This window comes from Streptomyces sp. NPDC088707 (assembly GCF_044752725.1).
Classification (GTDB): domain Bacteria; phylum Actinomycetota; class Actinomycetes; order Streptomycetales; family Streptomycetaceae; genus Streptomyces.
Genome location: NZ_JBIVLV010000007.1, coordinates 1 through 16,335 on the forward strand (window position 1 = coordinate 1; position 16,335 = coordinate 16,335).

The 16,335-nt window shown below is 73.4% G+C and carries 14 protein-coding genes; 10 read left to right on the forward strand and 4 right to left on the reverse strand.

All coding sequences use genetic code 11. The annotated features are described in order from the left end of the window. The 3 genes from ACIP84_RS21420 to ptsP all read left to right on the forward strand — a co-directional run. Positions 1-204: hypothetical protein (locus ACIP84_RS21420; protein ID WP_401799422.1), on the forward strand; the 204-nt coding region annotated here is incomplete at its 5' end. 311 nt (positions 205-515) lie between these two features. Next, a complete protein-coding gene (locus ACIP84_RS21425; protein ID WP_355969547.1) occupies positions 516-965 on the forward strand; it encodes a PTS glucose transporter subunit IIA in 450 nt (149 codons plus the stop codon). Between the two features lie 80 nt (positions 966-1,045). After that, a complete protein-coding gene (gene ptsP / locus ACIP84_RS21430; RefSeq protein WP_355969550.1) occupies positions 1,046-2,716 on the forward strand; it encodes a phosphoenolpyruvate--protein phosphotransferase in 1,671 nt (556 codons plus the stop codon). A gap of 71 nt (positions 2,717-2,787) precedes the next feature. Here ptsP and ACIP84_RS21435 read toward each other — a convergent pair whose 3' ends face one another. Next, positions 2,788-3,690, reverse strand: a complete 903-nt coding sequence (locus tag ACIP84_RS21435; protein ID WP_401799425.1) for a hypothetical protein — start codon at positions 3,688-3,690, stop codon at positions 2,788-2,790. Positions 3,691-3,714: 24 nt separating this feature from the next. Then, the gene (locus ACIP84_RS21440) at positions 3,715-5,001 is read right to left on the reverse strand and encodes an MFS transporter (RefSeq protein WP_401799428.1); all 1,287 of its coding nucleotides are present in this window, start codon (positions 4,999-5,001) and stop codon (positions 3,715-3,717) included. Between the two features lie 46 nt (positions 5,002-5,047). Here ACIP84_RS21440 and ACIP84_RS21445 point away from each other — a divergent pair, with 46 nt between their 5' ends. The 3 genes from ACIP84_RS21445 to ACIP84_RS21455 all read left to right on the forward strand — a co-directional run bounded on the left by ACIP84_RS21445 (position 5,048) and on the right by ACIP84_RS21455 (position 8,437). Then, complete coding sequence (locus tag ACIP84_RS21445) at positions 5,048-6,367, forward strand: GntR family transcriptional regulator (protein WP_401799431.1); 1,320 nt, start codon at positions 5,048-5,050, stop codon at positions 6,365-6,367. Positions 6,368-6,503: 136 nt separating this feature from the next. Further along, positions 6,504-7,340 carry a sigma-70 family RNA polymerase sigma factor gene (locus ACIP84_RS21450; RefSeq protein WP_401799433.1) on the forward strand — a complete coding sequence of 279 codons (837 nt, stop codon included), beginning with the start codon at positions 6,504-6,506 and terminating at the stop codon, positions 7,338-7,340. Further along, on the forward strand, positions 7,337-8,437 hold the full coding sequence (locus ACIP84_RS21455; protein ID WP_401799435.1) for a CU044_5270 family protein: 1,101 nt from the start codon (positions 7,337-7,339) through the stop codon (positions 8,435-8,437). The genes ACIP84_RS21450 and ACIP84_RS21455 overlap by 4 nt, the downstream gene beginning before the upstream one ends. A gap of 92 nt (positions 8,438-8,529) precedes the next feature. On the opposite strand, the gene ACIP84_RS21460 is transcribed toward ACIP84_RS21455, so the two are convergent. Beyond that, positions 8,530-10,500: an acetoacetate--CoA ligase gene (locus ACIP84_RS21460; protein WP_401799437.1), complete on the reverse strand. Its 1,971-nt coding sequence runs from the start codon at positions 10,498-10,500 to the stop codon at positions 8,530-8,532. 215 nt (positions 10,501-10,715) lie between these two features. On the opposite strand from ACIP84_RS21460, the gene ACIP84_RS21465 reads away from it, so the two are divergent. Continuing rightward, positions 10,716-13,130 carry a TIM-barrel domain-containing protein gene (locus tag ACIP84_RS21465; protein ID WP_401799438.1) on the forward strand — a complete coding sequence of 805 codons (2,415 nt, stop codon included), beginning with the start codon at positions 10,716-10,718 and terminating at the stop codon, positions 13,128-13,130. A gap of 50 nt (positions 13,131-13,180) precedes the next feature. Here ACIP84_RS21465 and ACIP84_RS21470 read toward each other — a convergent pair whose 3' ends face one another. Continuing rightward, positions 13,181-13,741 carry an NUDIX domain-containing protein gene (locus ACIP84_RS21470; RefSeq protein WP_401799440.1) on the reverse strand — a complete coding sequence of 187 codons (561 nt, stop codon included), beginning with the start codon at positions 13,739-13,741 and terminating at the stop codon, positions 13,181-13,183. Between ACIP84_RS21470 and ACIP84_RS21475 the strand changes: the two genes are divergently transcribed. The 3 genes from ACIP84_RS21475 to ACIP84_RS21485 all read left to right on the forward strand — a co-directional run bounded on the left by ACIP84_RS21475 (position 13,740) and on the right by ACIP84_RS21485 (position 16,292). Beyond that, complete coding sequence (locus ACIP84_RS21475) at positions 13,740-14,561, forward strand: M15 family metallopeptidase (RefSeq protein ID WP_401799443.1); 822 nt, start codon at positions 13,740-13,742, stop codon at positions 14,559-14,561. The genes ACIP84_RS21470 and ACIP84_RS21475 overlap by 2 nt on opposite strands. Positions 14,562-14,643: 82 nt before the next feature. After that, positions 14,644-15,108, forward strand: coding sequence for a zinc ribbon domain-containing protein (locus ACIP84_RS21480; RefSeq protein ID WP_355969573.1), 465 nt, complete (start codon positions 14,644-14,646; stop codon positions 15,106-15,108). Further along, complete coding sequence (locus ACIP84_RS21485; protein WP_401799445.1) at positions 15,105-16,292, forward strand: lipid-transfer protein; 1,188 nt, start codon at positions 15,105-15,107, stop codon at positions 16,290-16,292. Before ACIP84_RS21480 ends, ACIP84_RS21485 begins: the two co-directional genes overlap by 4 nt. Positions 16,293-16,335: the final 43 nt, after the last annotated feature.

Consider the following 16,335-nt stretch of genomic DNA (forward strand, 5'->3'; position numbering starts at 1 on the left):
CTGGCGTTGATTTTTGGCACGCTGTTGAGTTCTCAAGGAACGGACGCTTCCTTTGTACTCACCCTCTCGGGCTTTCCTCCGGGCTTCCCTTCGGTATTTCGTGTTTCCAGCCTAGCAGATCCGATTTTCCGTTTCTGCCACCCGCTGGAGCGGGTTCGCTGGGCAGGAATTCACTTTCGTGCTTTCCGTTCCCGGCGGGGTTGAACATTACCAGGCTTTCTCGGTCCCCCCGACCACGTCCCTGCGAGCATGCAGAGGTGTAGACCACTGGGGTTAGGATCTGGCTTGATAGGTGCTGCCGACCCGCGACTCAAGGCCGCGTTGGGGTCAGGCAGGAGTACGACAGTACATCCCACCGTCAGCTGAGGCAAATCGTTTCCGGTAGTCCCTAGCTCCGCCCAACTGGTACGTCTCGTGCGGAACTGGGACTTCTTATGACTTACGCTTCTGAACAGTACGCCGTCCAGGACAGGTAGTGACGGCGCCACACAATCTCCGCCCCTGGGAGGCTTCCCATGACAACCGTGACGTCGCCGCTTGCCGGACGCGCCATCGGTCTCGCCGCAGTTCCCGACCCGGTCTTCTCCGGTGCGATGGTCGGGCCCGGCACCGCCATCGATCCCGTACGTGAGCCCTCGGAGGCCGTCTCCCCCATCGACGGGGTCATCGTCTCCATGCACCCGCACGCCTTCGTCGTCGTCGACGGTGAGGGCCACGGTGTGCTGACCCACCTCGGCATCGACACCGTCCAGCTCAACGGGGAGGGCTTCGAGCTCCTCGTGAACAAGGGCGACACCGTCCAGCGCGGACAGGCCGTCGTGCGCTGGGACCCCGCCGCGGTCGAGGCCGCCGGCAAGTCCCCCATCTGTCCCATCGTGGCCCTCGAGGCCACTGCGGACTCGCTCTCCCAGGTCGTCGAGGACGGCGAAGTGAAGGCCGGCGACCAGCTCTTCGGCTGGCGCTGAGCCGGATCGTCCCCGTGACGACCGCGAGTTCGACATTCAACGCGGCGGCACGTGCCGCCGCTCTATCGGAGACGGGTGAGATGGAGACAACGCTGCGAGGCGTCGGCGTCAGCCACGGTGTGGCGATCGGCGAGGTCCGGCACATGGGCACGGCGGTCCTCGAGCCGCCGGCCAAGCAGATTCCGGCGGACGAGGCGGAGCGCGAACAGGGGCGCGCCCGTCAGGCCGTCGAGGCTGTCGCCGCCGACCTCAATGCACGCGGCAACCTGGCCGGCGGCGAGGCCCAGCACGTGCTCGAGGCCCAGGCGATGATCGCCCAGGACCCGGAGCTCATCGCCGATGTGGACCGCCGTATCGCCGTGGGCAGCACGGCCGAGCGCGGTATCTACGACGCCTTCTCGCACTATCGCGAGCTGCTCGCCGGTGCCGGTGAGTACATGGCCGGGCGGGTCGCCGACCTCGACGACGTGCGGAACCGGATCGTGGCGCGCCTGCTCGGTGTGCCGATGCCGGGTGTGCCGGACAGCGACGAGCCCTATGTGCTGATCGCGCGGGACCTGGCGCCCGCCGACACGGCGCTGCTCGACCCCACGCTGGTACTCGGGTTCGTGACGGAGGAGGGCGGGCCGACCAGCCACAGCGCGATCCTCGCGCGGGCGCTGGGTGTGCCGGCCATCGTCGCGCTGCCGGGCGCGGGTGAGCTCGCCGAGGGCACGATGATCGCGGTCGACGGTTCGACCGGTGAGATCTTCGTGGACCCGAGCGAGGAGAAGAAGGCGGAGCTGACCAGGGCCGCCGCCGCGCGCAAGGCCGCGCTGGCGACGTCCAGCGGTCCGGGCGCCACCTCGGACGGGCACAAGGTGCCGCTGCTGGCCAACGTCGGTGGTCCGGCGGACGTGCCGGCGGCGGTGGAGGCCGGTGCCGAGGGTGTCGGTCTGTTCCGTACGGAGTTCCTCTTCCTGGACGACAGCGAGAAGGCTCCGTCCGAGGAGAAGCAGGTCGAGGCCTACCGGCAGGTGCTCGAGGCGTTCCCCGAGGGCCGTGTGGTCGTGCGGGTGCTCGACGCCGGTGCGGACAAGCCGCTGGACTTCCTGACTCCGGCGGACGAGCCGAACCCGGCGCTCGGTGTGCGCGGTCTGCGGTCGCTCCTGGAGCACCCGGATGTGCTGCGGACCCAGCTGACCGCGCTGGCGAAGGCGGCCGAGGGGCTGCCGGTGTACCTCGAGGTCATGGCGCCGATGGTGGCCGACCGTACGGACGCGAAGGACTTCGCCGACGCGTGCCGTGAGGCGGGGCTGCGGGCGAAGTTCGGTGCGATGGTCGAGATTCCCTCGGCCGCGCTGCGGGCGCGCTCGATCCTCCAGGAGGTCGAGTTCCTTTCGCTCGGCACCAACGACCTGGCGCAGTACACCTTCGCCGCCGACCGTCAGGTCGGTGCGGTGTCGCGGCTCCAGGACCCGTGGCAGCCGGCGCTGCTGGACCTGGTGGCGCTGTCCGCCGAGGCGGCGAAGGCCGAGGGCAAGAGCTGTGGTGTCTGTGGCGAGGCCGCCGCCGACCCGCTGCTCGCGTGTGTGCTGACGGGTCTGGGTGTCACCTCCCTTTCCATGGGTGCTGCGTCGATTCCGTACGTGCGGGCGACGCTGGCCAAGTACACGCTGGCGCAGTGCGAGCGTGCCGCGGCCGCGGCACGTGCCGCGGACACGGCGCACGAGGCGCGGGTGGCCGCGCAGGCGGTGCTGTCCGGGGAGTGATTCCCGGGTGTGCTTGACGAAGGGGCTTTCCGTCACCGAGGTGGCGGGGAGCCCCTTCGTCGTGTGCGGGGTCAGTGGTGGGTGGTCCAGTCGTCGTCGGGGTCGGGGGTGAGGGGGAAGCCGGCCCGGTGGTCGACGCCCGGTTCCGGGGAGAGGGGTTCTCCGGTGCGGGCGTCGGTGCAGTAGGCGGCGAAGACCTCGGCCTCGGTGAGGGGGGTGAGGGTGCCGCCGGTGAGGCGCCAGCCGTGGAGTCGGTCGCGGGCGCCGGGAGTGGTGGTGCGCAGGACGAGTCCGCCGGGTGCTCCGAGGACGATGCCCGCGGCGAGGACGGCGGTGAACTCGGCGGCTTCGGTCTCCTCGACGTCCGTGGGTGAGGTGGTGCCCTCGGCGTGGAGGACGGCGAGGAGTTGGTCGTCGGCGGCCGGGACGCTGCAGACGAGGTGGTGGGTGCCCGGACCGGCGGCCTCCAGGAGTCGGGAGAGGAGCCGGGCGGCGCGCTCGAAGGCGGCCCTGCCGATGTCCTTGCCGCAGGTGGCGCAGTCGCCCGTGGTGGCGAGGACCGTGGTGGCGTACTCCCAGGTGGCGTGGCGGACGGCGGTGTCGACCAGCTCGGGGAGGAGGGCGCTGAGGGGCTGGCCGGTGTAGGTGACCCGGGCGCCGGTGGCGGCGAGGTGGGCGGTGAAGCGGCTGCGGCTGGCGGGGTGGTCGGGGTCGAGGGCGGTTTCGGCGCAGTAGGCCGCGTACTCCTCGGGGTCGAAGAGGGTGACGGTGGTGTGGCCGCCCTGGGTGGCGAGGGTCCTGAGGAGGGCCTCGACCTGGCGGAGGTAGGTGGTGTGGTCGTCGAAGGCGAAGGTGCGGTACCGCCGCATGGCGGTGAAGTCGTGCTCGTCGGCGAGGAGTCCGACGGTGCTGGGGACTTCGCGGCGCAGGGCGCGGCGGAGCTTCGCTGGGGTGGTGGTGCCGGTCCGTGTCATGTCTCCCCCTGGAATGCGATCCGATCAGTACTCACTCACCGTAGCCTTCGCCACTGACAGTGACGGTTCGGGGAGGTGTCGGCGGACGAGGCGGTTCTGGGCGGCGCTGGTGGCGACGAGCGCGGCGCCGAGGAAGGGCCAGGCGAGGGGACCGGCGGAGACGAGGCCGGTCATGAGGAGGGGGCCGACGAAGCGCTGGGTGGACTGCGCGAGGCCGTGGACGCCGAGGTAGGCGCCCTGGGCGTCGTCGGGGGCGAGGGCGACGGAGATCTCCCAGGACGCGATGGTGTGGATCATCTCGGCGAAGGTGAGGACGACGGCCGCGGTGATCAGGGCGGCGATGGAGAGGGGCCGGCCGCCGAGGGCGGAGACGGTCAGGGCGAGCGTGCCGACGGCGAAGAGGATCGCGAGGGGCGCGAGCAGCCGGCGGGCGGCTTCGGTGGAGGAGCCGAAGCGCGAGAGGGGGACCTGGAAGATCACGACGAGGGCGCTGTTGGCGACCATCAGGAGCGGCGCGAGGCCGACAGGGGCGTCGGTGGCGTGGACGATCCAGAGCGGCAGGGCGACCTGCAGGATCGAGTCGTGGAGGAAGAAGACCGAGTCCGCGGCGGTGAAGCCGAGGAAGCCGCGGTCGCGCCAGGGGTTGGAGGGCTTCGCCGTCGGGGTGGCGTCGGTGGAGGCGGCGGCGATCCGCGAGGTGGCGGGGGCCGGGGGTTCCGCGCAGCGGAGGGTGAGGGCCGCCATCACGAGGTAGGAGAGGGCGTCTCCGACGAGGAGGAGCTGGAAGGCGGTGGTGCTGCCGACGGCGAGGGCGGCCGCGGCGCCGAGGCCGCCGAGGGTCCAGCCGATGTTGGAGGTGGTGCGGTTGATGGCCTGGTAGCGGACGCGGTCGGGGCCGGCGACCCGGGCGGCGTAGAGCTTGGTGAGGACGTTGGTGGCGCGGTCGGGGAGGGCGCCGGCGGCGGAGAAGAGGACGAGCAGCAGGTAGTCGTCGGTGGTGAGGAGGGCGAGGAGGGCCGCGGCGCGGAGCAGTTGGGTGCCGATGATGACGCGGACGAGGGGGAAGCGGTCGGCGAGCCGGCCGCCGAGGGGGGCGCCGGCGATGCCGGCGGCGCCGGAGACGGCGATGAGGAGGCCGACCTGGCCGAGGTCGAGTCCGGTGATGAACGTGAAGTAGAGGGCCATGGCGGTGGACCAGAGTCCGGTGCCGCACTTGTCGATGAAGCCGATGACGAGCATGCGGCGGCCGTCCCGGCCGCCGGGGATGCGGTCCTTGAGGGCTGTTCGGGTGGAGCGGGTGGAGCGGCTCAACGGGTCCCCCTTGCGAACTGCTTTGTATTGATACATACTTGATTACGTGGCAGCACAATATTCGATCGAAGGCACGACGGCCAAGGGGATTGCCGCGTCCGTGGAGCGGGGTGTCGCCGAGAGCGCCCTCTCCCCCGGTGACGCCCTGCCGCCGGTGCGGCGGCTCGCCGACGAGCTGGGGGTGAGTCCGGGGACGGTCGCGACGGCCTACAAGGAGCTGCGGCAGCGCGGCCTGATCGTCACGCGGGGCCGGGGCGGGACGGTCGTCGCGGAGGTGCCGTCGGTGGCCTCCCGGCGGCCGCCGCGGGTCCCCCAGGGCCTGGTGGACCTGGCAGGCGGCCATCCCGACCCGGCCTTCCTCCCCGAGCTGCGTCCTCCGGCGTCGGTCACTCCGGTGTACGGGTCCCATCGCGCCGCGCCGCGGCTCGCGGCGCTCGAGGAGGTGACCCGGCAGTGGTTCGCGCGGGACGGGGTGCCGACCCGGCACGTGACCTTCGCGCACGGGGCGCTCGACTGCATCGCACGGCTGCTCTCGACGGAGTTGCGGCCGGGTGACGCGGTGGCCGTGGAGGATCCCGGTTTCCACCATCTACTGGACCTGGTACCCGCGTTGGGGCTGCGGATGGTTCCGGTGACGGTGGACGGCGAGGGGCTCGTACCGGAGTCGCTGCGTGCGGCGCTGCGGGGCGGGGTGCGCGCGGTGGTGTGCAGCCCCCGGGGCCAGTGTCCGACCGGGGCGTTCTTCACCCGGGCGCGACGGGACGAACTGGCTTCGGTGCTGCGGGACTTCCCCGAGGTGCTCGTCGTGGAGGACGACCACAACGCGGACATCGGCGGCGCCGCGGCGCACACACTGGCGGCGGCCGGGCTCGAACGGTGGGCGCAAGTGCGGACCGCGTCCAAGCACCTCGGGATCGACCTGCGCTGGGCCGGGGTCGCGTGCGACGCGACCACCCTCGCGCGGCACGACGGGCGGATGCTGATGACCTCGGGATGGGTCAGCCACGTCCTCCAGGAGACGGTGGTCGGCCTCTTCCGCGACAGCGCGGTGCGCGCGCTCGTGGCCGACGGCGAGGCGGCGTACACGGAGCGGCGCACGGCTCTGGTCGACGCGCTCGGGGCGTACCGGATCCGGGCGGTCGGCGCGAGCGGGCTGAACGTGTGGGTGCCGGTGCGGGACGAGTCGGCGGTGGTCAACGGGCTGAGGACGCAGGGCTGGTGGGTGGCCGCGGGGGCGCGGTTCCGGATCGCCGCCCCGCCGGCCGTACGGATCACCACGTCGACGCTCGCGGCCGAGGACGCGCCGCGCCTGGCGGCGGACTTCGCGCAGGTCCTCGGGGACGCGCAGGCGACGTACGGCGGTTGACGCCGTCCGGGGATCGCGCGAGCCGGCGGCGGAGGGGACGGGTGCCCGCACGTCCTGGTCGGGGCCGGTGCGCGGTGTGGCGGGGGTCACGGGAACCCGGACGAACCCACGTCCAGTGCTTTGTGTGGAATCACCTATGAGAGATCGTTTCCGCGCCGGGGATCCCTCCGCGCTCGGTGAGGCGTACGACGAGCACGCCCGCGTGCTCTACCACTACGCCCTCCGGGTGTGCGGGGACCGGGCGGCGGCCGAGGACGTCGTCTCCGCCGCGTTCCTCGAGGCCTGGCGCTGTCGCGCGAAGGTGCACGCCGAGGGCGGCAGTCTGCGCCCCTGGCTGCTCGGCATCGCGACCAACATCATGCGCGGGTCCGCCCGCGAGGCACGGCGGCGGGACGCGGCGCTGGCCCGGCTGCCCGAGCGGGGCGTCCTGCCGGACTTCGCCGACGACGTCCTCGCCCGGATGACCGACGGCGAGCAGATACGGGCCGCTCGCGCCGCCCTCGGCAGGCTCCGGCGGCGCGAGCGGGAGGTCTTCACGCTCGTCGTGTGGGCCGGGCTCGACTACGCGGCCGCCGGGGAGGCGTTGGGCGTCCCGGTCGGGACCGTGCGGTCCCGGTTGTCGCGGGCCCGCGAACGGCTCCGGAAGCTCGCCGACGCCGAACTGCGGACGGCGCGCCGGGAGGAGCGGGCGGCGGCTGCCGCGGTGCGGTCGCCCGGCAGGGTCCTGAGGCCGGCTGCCGGACCCGCCGTCGGCGCCAGTCCCCCTCCGGCCGCCGAAACCGGGGCGACGCGCCCGGCCGCCGGCTCCGAAGCCGGGCGCCCCGCCGCCTCTCCCCGTGCCGTGGGTCGGACCGCCTCCCCCGATGCCGTGACCCGGGCCACCGCACCCGATGCCGTGAGCCGAGCCGATGCGGCGCCGTCCCCCGTCCGTCCTGCCCTCGTGCCCCGACCGATCCCGGAGAACCAGGCATGAACACTTTCACCCCCCGTACGCCGCATCACCGCAAGGCCGACGCCCAGGCGGACGCGCTGCTGCGGGCCGAGCTCGCCGAACTGCTGCCCCCGCCGCCGGTGCCCGAGCTCGCGCCGGAGCGGGACCGCGAGTTGCGGCACACCGTCCTGCGGACCGCCCTGGCCTCGGGTGACGGCTCCGTGGCCCACCCGTCTCGTGAGCGCAGGTCGCGCGGCGGGCTGCGGCTCGGCTGGATCGCCGCTCCCGTCGCCGCCTGCGCGGTCGTGGCCGGTGCCGTCGTGCTCGCTCCCCAGGAGGGGCCCACCGGGTCTCCGGGCCGGGTCTCGGCGCAGCCCGCCCCTGAGGCCGTGCGCTTCCTGTCCGATGCCGCGCTGGTCGCCGCAGCCGCTCCCGCGCCGGACGCCCGGCCCGGCGGGTACGTCTACGTCAGGAGCCTCGTCGCCCACGCGGGGCGCGACGCGGCCGGCGGTCCGGCCACGCTGCCGGCCGCGCACCGGCGCGAGGTGTGGCTCTCCGTCGACGGCGGCCGACCGGGGCTGTTGCGCGAGCCCGGTGCCGCCGACACGGTGCTCGGAGCGGCCGAGCCGCCCGTGTACGAGCTGGACGGTCCCGGGGCCACGCCCCGCAAGACCACCCTCGCGACGGCGGCGCCCTCCGTCACGAACCCGACCCACGCGTACGTGGCGACGCTCCCCACGGATCCGGACGCGCTGCTGCGCCTGATCCGGGACCAGACCCGGGCGGGCGAGGGCGACGCCGATCAGCGGGCGTTCACCGCGATCGGGACCCTGCTCGCCGAGACCTGGGCCCCGCCGAAGGTCACCGCCGCGCTGTACGGGGCGGCGGCGCGGATCCCCGGAGTGGCCCTGCTGCCGTCCGCGAAGGACGCGGCCGGTCGTGAGGGCGTCGCGGTGGCCCGTACCGCTCACGGCGAGCAGACCCAGTGGATCTTCGACCGGACGACGTCGGCGTTCCTCGGTGAGCGCACCGTCCTCACCGCGACCACCTCGGCGGGCCCGGCCGGGGCCGTCCTCGGGGTCTCGGCGGTGCTCGCCAAGGCGTCCGCCCCGGCGCCCGGCGTCCTGCCGAAGGGCTGAACCGAGGGCGTGGGCCGAGCTGAGCCGAAGGGCCGGCGGAGAACGGCGGGGCCCGCCGATCCGGTCGGATCGGCGGGCCCCGCCCCGTGCACTCAGCCCCGGCGGGAGGCCGCCAGGGTCTCGTAGAAGTGCAGGAGGCCGAGGTCGTCGACCGAGCCGGCGTTGACGGCCTTGGCCAGGGGGGTGCCCTGGAGGAGGCGCTTGACCGGGACCTCGATGCGCTTGCCCGTGAGGGTGTGCGGGACGCCCGGGACCTCGATGATCTCGTCGGGGACGTGGCGCGGCGAGAGCTCGGTGCGGATCGTCCGCTTGATGCGGTCGATCAGGTCGTCGTCGAGGGTGGCGCCCTCGACGAGGTGGACGAAGAGAGGCATCCAGTAGCCGCCGTCCGGCTCCTCCAGGCCGATCACGAGGGATTCGCGGATCTCCGGGAGGCGTTCGACGGCCTCGTAGATATCGGCGCTCCCCATCCGGACGCCCTGGCGGTTCAGGGTGGAGTCGGAGCGGCCGTGGATGACGACCGAGCCGTGGTCGGTGATCGTGATCCAGTCTCCGTGGCGCCAGACACCGGGGAACATCTCGAAGTAGCTGTCGCGGTAGCGGCTGCCGTCCGGGTCGTTCCAGAAGTGGATCGGCATGGACGGCATGGGGTTGGTGACGACGAGCTCGCCGACCTCGCCGATCACGGGCTTGCCGGAGGGGTCCCAGGCCTGGAGGTCGGTGCCGAGGCCGGCCGCCTGCAGTTCGCCGATGTGGACCGGGAGGGTGGGCACGGCGCCCGCGAAGCAGGAGCACACGTCGGTGCCGCCGCTGACGGAGGCGATCCAGAGGTCCTCACGGACCTCGTCGTGGAGCCAGCGGAAGCCGTCGGGCGGCAGCGGCGAGCCGGTGGTGGCGACGCACTTCACCGCCGACAGGTCGAAGTCGCGGCCGGGGTGCACGTCGGCCTTCGCGCAGGCCATCACATACGCGGCGGACGTGCCGTACAGGGTGGCGCCGGTGCGCTCGGCGACGCGCCACTGGGCGGCGGTGTCGGGGTAGCCGGGGCTGCCGTCGTACAGGACGACGGTCGTACCGGTGAGCAGGCCGGAGACGAGGAAGTTCCACATCATCCAGCCGGTGGAGGTGTACCAGAAGAACACGTCATCGGGGCCCAGGTCGCAGTGCAGGCCCAGCTGCTTGACGTGCTCGACGAGGATGCCGCCCTGGGACTGGACGATCGCCTTCGGCAGACCGGTGGTGCCGGAGGAGTACAGGACCCACAGCGGGTGCGAGAACGCGACCTGCTCGTAGACCGGCTCGGCGTCGCCGGCGACGAGGTCGGACCAGGCGAGGGTGCCCTCGGGTGCCGGGGTCCCGAGCAGCGGGATGTGGACGACGGCGCGGAGGGTCGGGAGCTCGGCGCGCAGTTCGGCGACGGTCTCGCGGCGGTCGTGCTCCTTGCCGCCGTAGCGGTAGCCGTCGACGGTGAAGAGGACGACGGGCTCGACCTGCTGGAAGCGGTCGAGGACGCTGCGGGCGCCGAAGTCGGGGGCGCAGGAGGTCCACACGCCGCCCACCGCGGCGGTCGCGAGGAGGGCCACGACGGACTGCGGGACGTTGGGCAGGTATCCGCTGACCCGGTCCCCGGGCCGTACGCCGAGGGCACGGAGTTCGGCGGCGAGGGAGCCGACCTGGCGGCGGAGCTCGGCCCAGGTGATCGGCGTGGGCTCATGTGTCTCGTCCACATGGAGCAGGGCCGTGTCATGGGGGCGCTCGTCGGCGGCGCGCAGGGCGTGCTCGGCGTAGTTGAGGGTGGCCCCGGGGAACCAGTCGGCGCCCGGCATCGAGCGGTCGCCGAGGACGCGCTCGTACGGGGTGGAGAAGCGGATGTCGAACCACTCGACGACCGCCTGCCAGAAGGTTTCGAGCTCGTCGACGGACCAGCGGTGGAGCGCCGGGTACCCGCCATCGGCCGGGGCTCCGTGGTGTTCGGCGGCCCAGGCCTGGAAGCGGGTCACGGCGGCCGTGGCGATGCGTTCCTCGTCCGGCTGCCAGAGCGGCTCGGTCTGCGCTGATGTCATTGGGGCGGCTCCCTGGCTGTACGCGGGGTCGGCGTGTGTCCCGCGCACGTGCTGGGGTGTGCGCGTGACGCGGCTGACAGGACGATGCCATGTGATCGTCTTTCGCACCAGGTCTGCCCGCCCATGGTCGGGGAGTTGAACATGTGCTCCCACCACGGGTGAACGCCGGTTGAACGGAGCCTGTTCCACCCCGGGTGGGTGGCAGGCTGAGCTGCATGGACGGTCGTGAACTGGTGCGTTCGATGAAGGCGTTCGGCTCGGTGCGGGGGTTGCAGACGGTGCGGGCGGCGTGGCGGCAGCGTCGTACGGACGCGTGGGGGTTGCCGCCGAGGGGTGCGGAGCGGGCCCGGGTGCCGGGGCCGGCGTCGGGTGCCGAGGCCGCGCCCGGTGGGGGGACCATCCGGTTCGCGCGGTCCTCGTTGCGGATCTGCGTGTCGTCGGGCGGCACCGTGTTCTGGGGGTGGGACGGGGCCGAGCCGCTTCCCTCGTACGCCCTGGCGGGTGAGGCGCCGGAGCCGGATCCGCGGGCCTCCCTGGAGCCGGACACGGACGGCGGCTGGCGGATCGTGTCGGAGCGCGTGACGGTGGCGGTCTCCCGGCACGGGGCGGTGGAGATCCGGACGCCGGGCGGGGTGATGCTGCGCCGGGACCTGCCGCCGCGCTGGTGGGAGCCGGTGACGCAGGCCGCTCCTCAGGGTGGCACGCCGGCGCGAGGCGGCCGGTCGGTGGCCGGCGCGGCTCCGTCCGACGGGTCGGCGCGCTGGGTGCAGCGCAGTGAGGTGCCCGCGGACGCGCGGTTCTTCGGTCTCGGCGGCCGGTCGGCGGGGCCGCGGCTGCGGGACGGTGCGTACCGCCTGTGGAACACCGACCCCGGGGGGAGGTTCGGCCCCGGGGACGATCCGCTCTACGTCACCATGCCCGTGCAGTTCGTCGTCTCGGACGCGGGGACGCATCTGGCCTTCCACGACAACTCCTGGGACGGCCGGGTCACCCTCGCCGAGGGCGAGGAGGGCGCGGGGTCCGGGCACGACCGGCCGGGGACCAGCGAGGTCCGGATGGGCGGCGGTCCGCTGCGCTGCTGGGTGGTGGTCGGCACCCCCGCGCGCGTACTCCACGGCTGGGCGGCGCTGACCGGCGCTCCGGCGCTGCCGCCGGACTGGGCGCTCGGAGCGCAGCACGCCCGCTGGGGGTTCGGCAGCGAGCGCGAGGTGCGGCGGATCGTGGCCGGATACCGGGAGCGGGGGCTGCCGCTGTCCGCCGTCCACCTGGACATCGACCACTACGACGGGCACCGTGTGTTCACCGTCGACCGGGAGCGGTTCCCCGACCTGCCGGGGCTCGCGAAGGAGCTGCGGGAGCAGGGCGTACGGCTCGTGTCGATCGTGGACCCGGCGGTGAAGGTCGAGCCGGGGAACGCGGTCTACGACAGCGGGCGGGCGGCGGGGGCCTTCGTGCGGGACGCACGGGGCAACGAGATCCACGGGGTGGTCTGGCCGGGCGACTGCGCCTACCCGGACTTCACCGATCCGGCGGTACGGGAGTGGTGGGGCGAGCTGTACGAGGAGCGGCTCGACCAGGGCTTCGCCGGGGTGTGGCACGACATGAACGAGCCGGTGTCCTTCGTGCCCTTCGGTGACATGACGCTGCCGCGCTCGGCACGGCACCACCTGGACGGCCGGGGCGGCGACCACCGCGAGGCGCACAACGTGTACGGCCTCACGATGGCGCGGGCCGGGTACGAGGGGCTGCGCAGGCTGCGGCCCGACGAGCGGCCCTTCCTCTTCTCGCGTTCCGGCTGGGCGGGGATGCAGCGGTACGGGGGCACCTGGTCGGGCGATGTGTCGACCGGGTGGCCGGGGCTGCGGGCCTCCCTCGCGCTGGTCCTGGGGCTCGGTCTGTGCGGGGTGCCGTACTCGGGGCCCGACGTGGGCGGTTTCGACGGCAGTCCCACGCCGGAGCTGTTCCTGCGCTGGTACCAGCTGGGGGCGTGGCTGCCGCTGTTCCGCACCCACGCGGCGCTCGACGCGGGGCGACGCGAACCGTGGGAGTTCGGTCCGGAGGTCCTGGAGCACGCGCGCGAGGCACTGGCCGAACGGGAGCGGCTGCGGCCGTACTTCACGACCCTGGCCCGGCTCGCCCGGATGACGGGCGCGCCGTACGTACGGCCGCTGTGGTGGGGGACGCCCGAGGACCGGGTGCTGCGCGACTGCGAGGACGCCTTCCTGCTCGGCGACGCGCTGCTCGTTGCGCCGGTCCTGACCCGGGGCGCCGACCGACGGGCGGTGCGGCTGCCGCGCGGGCGCTGGTACGACACGGCGACGGGGCAGGCGTACGAGGGACCCGGACAGGTGCTGCTCGACGCGCCGCTCTCCCGGGTGCCGGTCCTGGCGCGGGCGGGGGCGGTGCTCCCGGTGCGGGGCGACGACGGCGGACCGGCCCTGGAGGTGTGGGCGCCCGCCGCCGGCCGGACGGGCGGCGGGCTCGTCGTACGGGACACGGGGGACGGCTGGGAGACGGCCGAGATCGAGCGGTACCAGTCGCGGCTCGTGGACGGCCGGGTGGTCGTGGAGCGGGTGACGGACGACGGGGCGGAGGAAGTGGGGCTGCCGGTGCGGGTGCGGGGGGTGTGATCGGCTGCGGGTTCAGGCTTCCCTCCGGATCCGGCCCGGTCCGGTCCAGCTCAGCCGTACTCCCCCGCGAACCACTTCCGTACCGCCTCCGTGTGGAGCGGGAAAGCGAGTTTCTCCGGTGCGTGGAGCACGTGGTGGCCGCTCGTCTCATCCGTCGGGACCGAGGGCGGGAGCGCGGTCGCCGGGCGGGGCGGGAGGAGGCCGAAGAGGAGGAGGTGACCCGCCGGGGAGCTCAGCGCGTCGGCGAGGCGCACCTCCTCGGCGGAGGCGTCGATCCCCGTCTCCTCCCGGAGTTCGCGGGCCACGGCGGCGCGCCAGTCCTCGCCGTGGTCGATGAAGCCGCCGGGCAGGGCGACCTCGCCGCGCGCGGGTTCGATCGTGCGGGTGATGACGACGAGGCCCGTGTCCGTTCCGTCCGAGACGGGGAGCAGGGCGACGGCGACGGGCAGCGGGTTGCGGTAGGCGGTCTGGCCGCAGGCCGGGCAGGAGCGGGGCCAGCCGGCGTCGGCCATGTGGGCGGCGCCGCAGAACGTGCAGTGGGAGTCCTTCACGGGCCGACCGTATGCGATCACCCTTTCCCGGCGCTGCCGGAACTGATAGACGGTGCCCATGACAGGACTTGCCTCCGCCTTCCGTACCCTCGCCGTCGCGGCCTCGGCCGGACTGCTCGCCGTCACGGGAGCCGTCGCCGCCCCCGCTCCCCCAGCGTCCGCGGCTCCGGAGCCGAAGGCGCCACGGGAGTTCGTGGCCCTCGCCTCGGTGGACCGGACGATCGTTCAGGAGATGCGCTACACGACGGAGCACAACTTCGTGGGCGAGCCGGTGGACGGCTACCGGCAGCCGCTGTGCATCCTGACCCGGCCGGCCGCCGAGGCCCTGCACCGCGCGCAGGTGCGTCTCCTGGCCCGCGGCTACACGCTCAAGGTGTACGACTGCTACCGGCCGCAGCGGGCCGTCGACCACTTCGTGCGCTGGGCGAAGGATCTGGCGGACGAGCGGATGAAGGGGGAGTTCTATCCGCTCGTCGACAAGTCGAGGCTGTTCGCGGACGGTTACATCGCGGAGAAGTCCGGGCACAGCCGGGGCTCGACCGTGGATCTGACGATCGTCCGACTTCCGGCCGTGCCCACGCGCGCGTACGTGCCGGGCGAGAGGTTGACGGAGTGCTACGCACCGCGCGCGGAGCGGTTCCCGGACAACTCCGTGGACATGGGGACCGGGTACGACTGCTTCGACACGCGCTCGCACACCGACGACCCCCGCATCCAGGGCGCGCAGCGGGCCCATCGGCAGCTGCTGAGGAGCACGCTCGTCGAGCAGGGCTTCGTGAACCTGCCGGAGGAGTGGTGGCACTTCACCTTCAAGCCGGAGCCGTTCCCCAGCACGTTCTTCGACTTCCCGGTCGCGCGGAGGTCGGTGGCCGGTCACTGAGCCTTTCGCCCTCGGGGCTCCCGTGCCACACTTCTGACGGATCGTCAGATAAGGGTGTCGGCGGCAGGCACGGGAGGCCTCGATGGCACGGACACGCACACCGGTGGTGGCCGGGTGGTTCACCGACGACACCGTGGCGGAGGCGGAGTTCCGACTGCTCGGCACCCGTTGCACGGCCTGTGCCTCGGTCTTCTTCCCGCGCGCGGACGACGGCTGCCGCAATCCGGTCTGCCCCGGGGGCGGGGAGCTCGCCGAGTTCCCGCTCTCCCCGCGCGGCCGGGTCTGGTCGTACACCGACGGCCGCTACCGGCCGCCCGCCCCGTACGTCTCCGATCCGGACGCGCCCTGGAAGCCGTACACCCTCGTCGCCGTCGAGCTGGCGGCCGAGGCGATGGTGGTCCTCGGGCAGGCCGCGCCGGGGGTGACGACGGCCGATCTGGCGATCGGTACCGAGGTCGAGGTGGTGCCCGGCGTCCTCAACGAGGACGACGAGCACATCTGGACCACCTGGAACTGGCGGCCCGTCGTACGGGAGGAGCGGTCGTGAACGACATCGCCGTCATCGGTGCGGGAATGCACCCCTGGGGCAAGTGGGGCCGGAGCTTCATCAGTTACGGGACGGCCGCCGCCCGCGCCGCCATCGCCGACGCCGGCCTGGACTGGTCGGACGTCGGCTCCGTCGTCGGCGCGAACACCATGCGGTGCGGATACCCGGGGTACGTGGCCGGGGCGACGTTCGCGCAGGCCCTCGGCTGGCAGGGGGCGCGGGTCACCAGCGTGTACGCGGCCTGCGCCTCGGGCGCCCAGGCGATCGGGACCGCTCGGGCCCAGATCCTCGCCGGGCTCGCGGACGTGGTCCTGGTCGTCGGCGCGGACGCGACGCCCAAGGGCTTCCTCGCCCCGGCCGGCGGCGAGCGTCCCGACGACCCGGACTGGCTGCGGTTCCGGGTGCTCGGGGCCACCAACCCCGCGTACTTCGCGCTCTACGCACGCCGCAGGATGGCCTTGTACGGGGACACGCCCGAGGACTTCGCCCAGGTGAAGGTGAAGAACGCGGCGGCCGGCGCGCTCAACCCGCTCGCCCGCTACCGCGCGCGCGTGAGCGCCGAGCAGGTCGCCGCCTCGGCCGTCGTCGCCGATCCGCTGCGGCTCCTCGACATCTGCGCCACCTCGGACGGGGGCGCCGCGCTCGTGCTGTCCAGCATGAAGTTCGCGCGCGGCCACGGGCACCCCGACCCGGTGCGGGTCCGGGCCGTGTCGACGGTCTCCCCCACGTACCCCAAGGCGGTGCTCGACCTCCCGGACATCGCGACCGACTCGGCGGTCGCCGTCGGGCCGGCCGCGCACTCCTTCCGCGCCTCGATCGCCCACGCCGCCTACGAGGAGGCGGGGATCGGACCCGAGGACCTGTCCCTCGCGGAGGTCTACGACCTGTCCACCGCTCTGGAGCTGGAGTGGTACGAGGACATCGGGCTGTGCGCGACCGGGGAGGGAGCCAAGCTGCTGCGGGAGGGGGCGACCTCGCTCGGCGGACGTCTGCCCGTCAACACCAGCGGCGGACTGGCCTCGTTCGGGGAGGCCGTGCCCGCCCAGGCGATCGCCCAGGTCTGCGAGCTGACCTGGCAGCTGCGGGGCACGGCGGGCGACCGGCAGGTGCCGGGGGCGCGGGTCGGCATCACCGCGAACCAGGGGCTGTTCGGCCACGGGTCCGCGGTGGTGGCGGTGCGCTGAGGCGCCTCCGGGGTTCGGGGTCACCTCGGGCGGCCGCCTCGGG

Bases quoted from the DNA above. Each gene is read 5' to 3' on its own strand.
- ACIP84_RS21425 (WP_355969547.1), top strand. From the start codon at position 516: ATGACAACCGTGACGTCGCCGCTTGCCGGACGCGCCATCGGTCTCGCC.
- ptsP (WP_355969550.1), top strand. From the start codon at position 1,046: ATGGAGACAACGCTGCGAGGCGTCGGCGTCAGCCACGGTGTGGCGATC.
- ACIP84_RS21435 (WP_401799425.1), bottom strand. From the start codon at position 3,690: ATGACACGGACCGGCACCACCACCCCAGCGAAGCTCCGCCGCGCCCTG.
- ACIP84_RS21450 (WP_401799433.1), top strand. From the start codon at position 6,504: ATGAGAGATCGTTTCCGCGCCGGGGATCCCTCCGCGCTCGGTGAGGCG.
- ACIP84_RS21455 (WP_401799435.1), top strand. From the start codon at position 7,337: ATGAACACTTTCACCCCCCGTACGCCGCATCACCGCAAGGCCGACGCC.
- ACIP84_RS21460 (WP_401799437.1), bottom strand. From the start codon at position 10,500: ATGACATCAGCGCAGACCGAGCCGCTCTGGCAGCCGGACGAGGAACGC.
- ACIP84_RS21465 (WP_401799438.1), top strand. From the start codon at position 10,716: ATGGACGGTCGTGAACTGGTGCGTTCGATGAAGGCGTTCGGCTCGGTG.
- ACIP84_RS21475 (WP_401799443.1), top strand. From the start codon at position 13,740: ATGACAGGACTTGCCTCCGCCTTCCGTACCCTCGCCGTCGCGGCCTCG.
- ACIP84_RS21470 (WP_401799440.1), bottom strand. From the start codon at position 13,741: ATGGGCACCGTCTATCAGTTCCGGCAGCGCCGGGAAAGGGTGATCGCA.
- ACIP84_RS21480 (WP_355969573.1), top strand. From the start codon at position 14,644: ATGGCACGGACACGCACACCGGTGGTGGCCGGGTGGTTCACCGACGAC.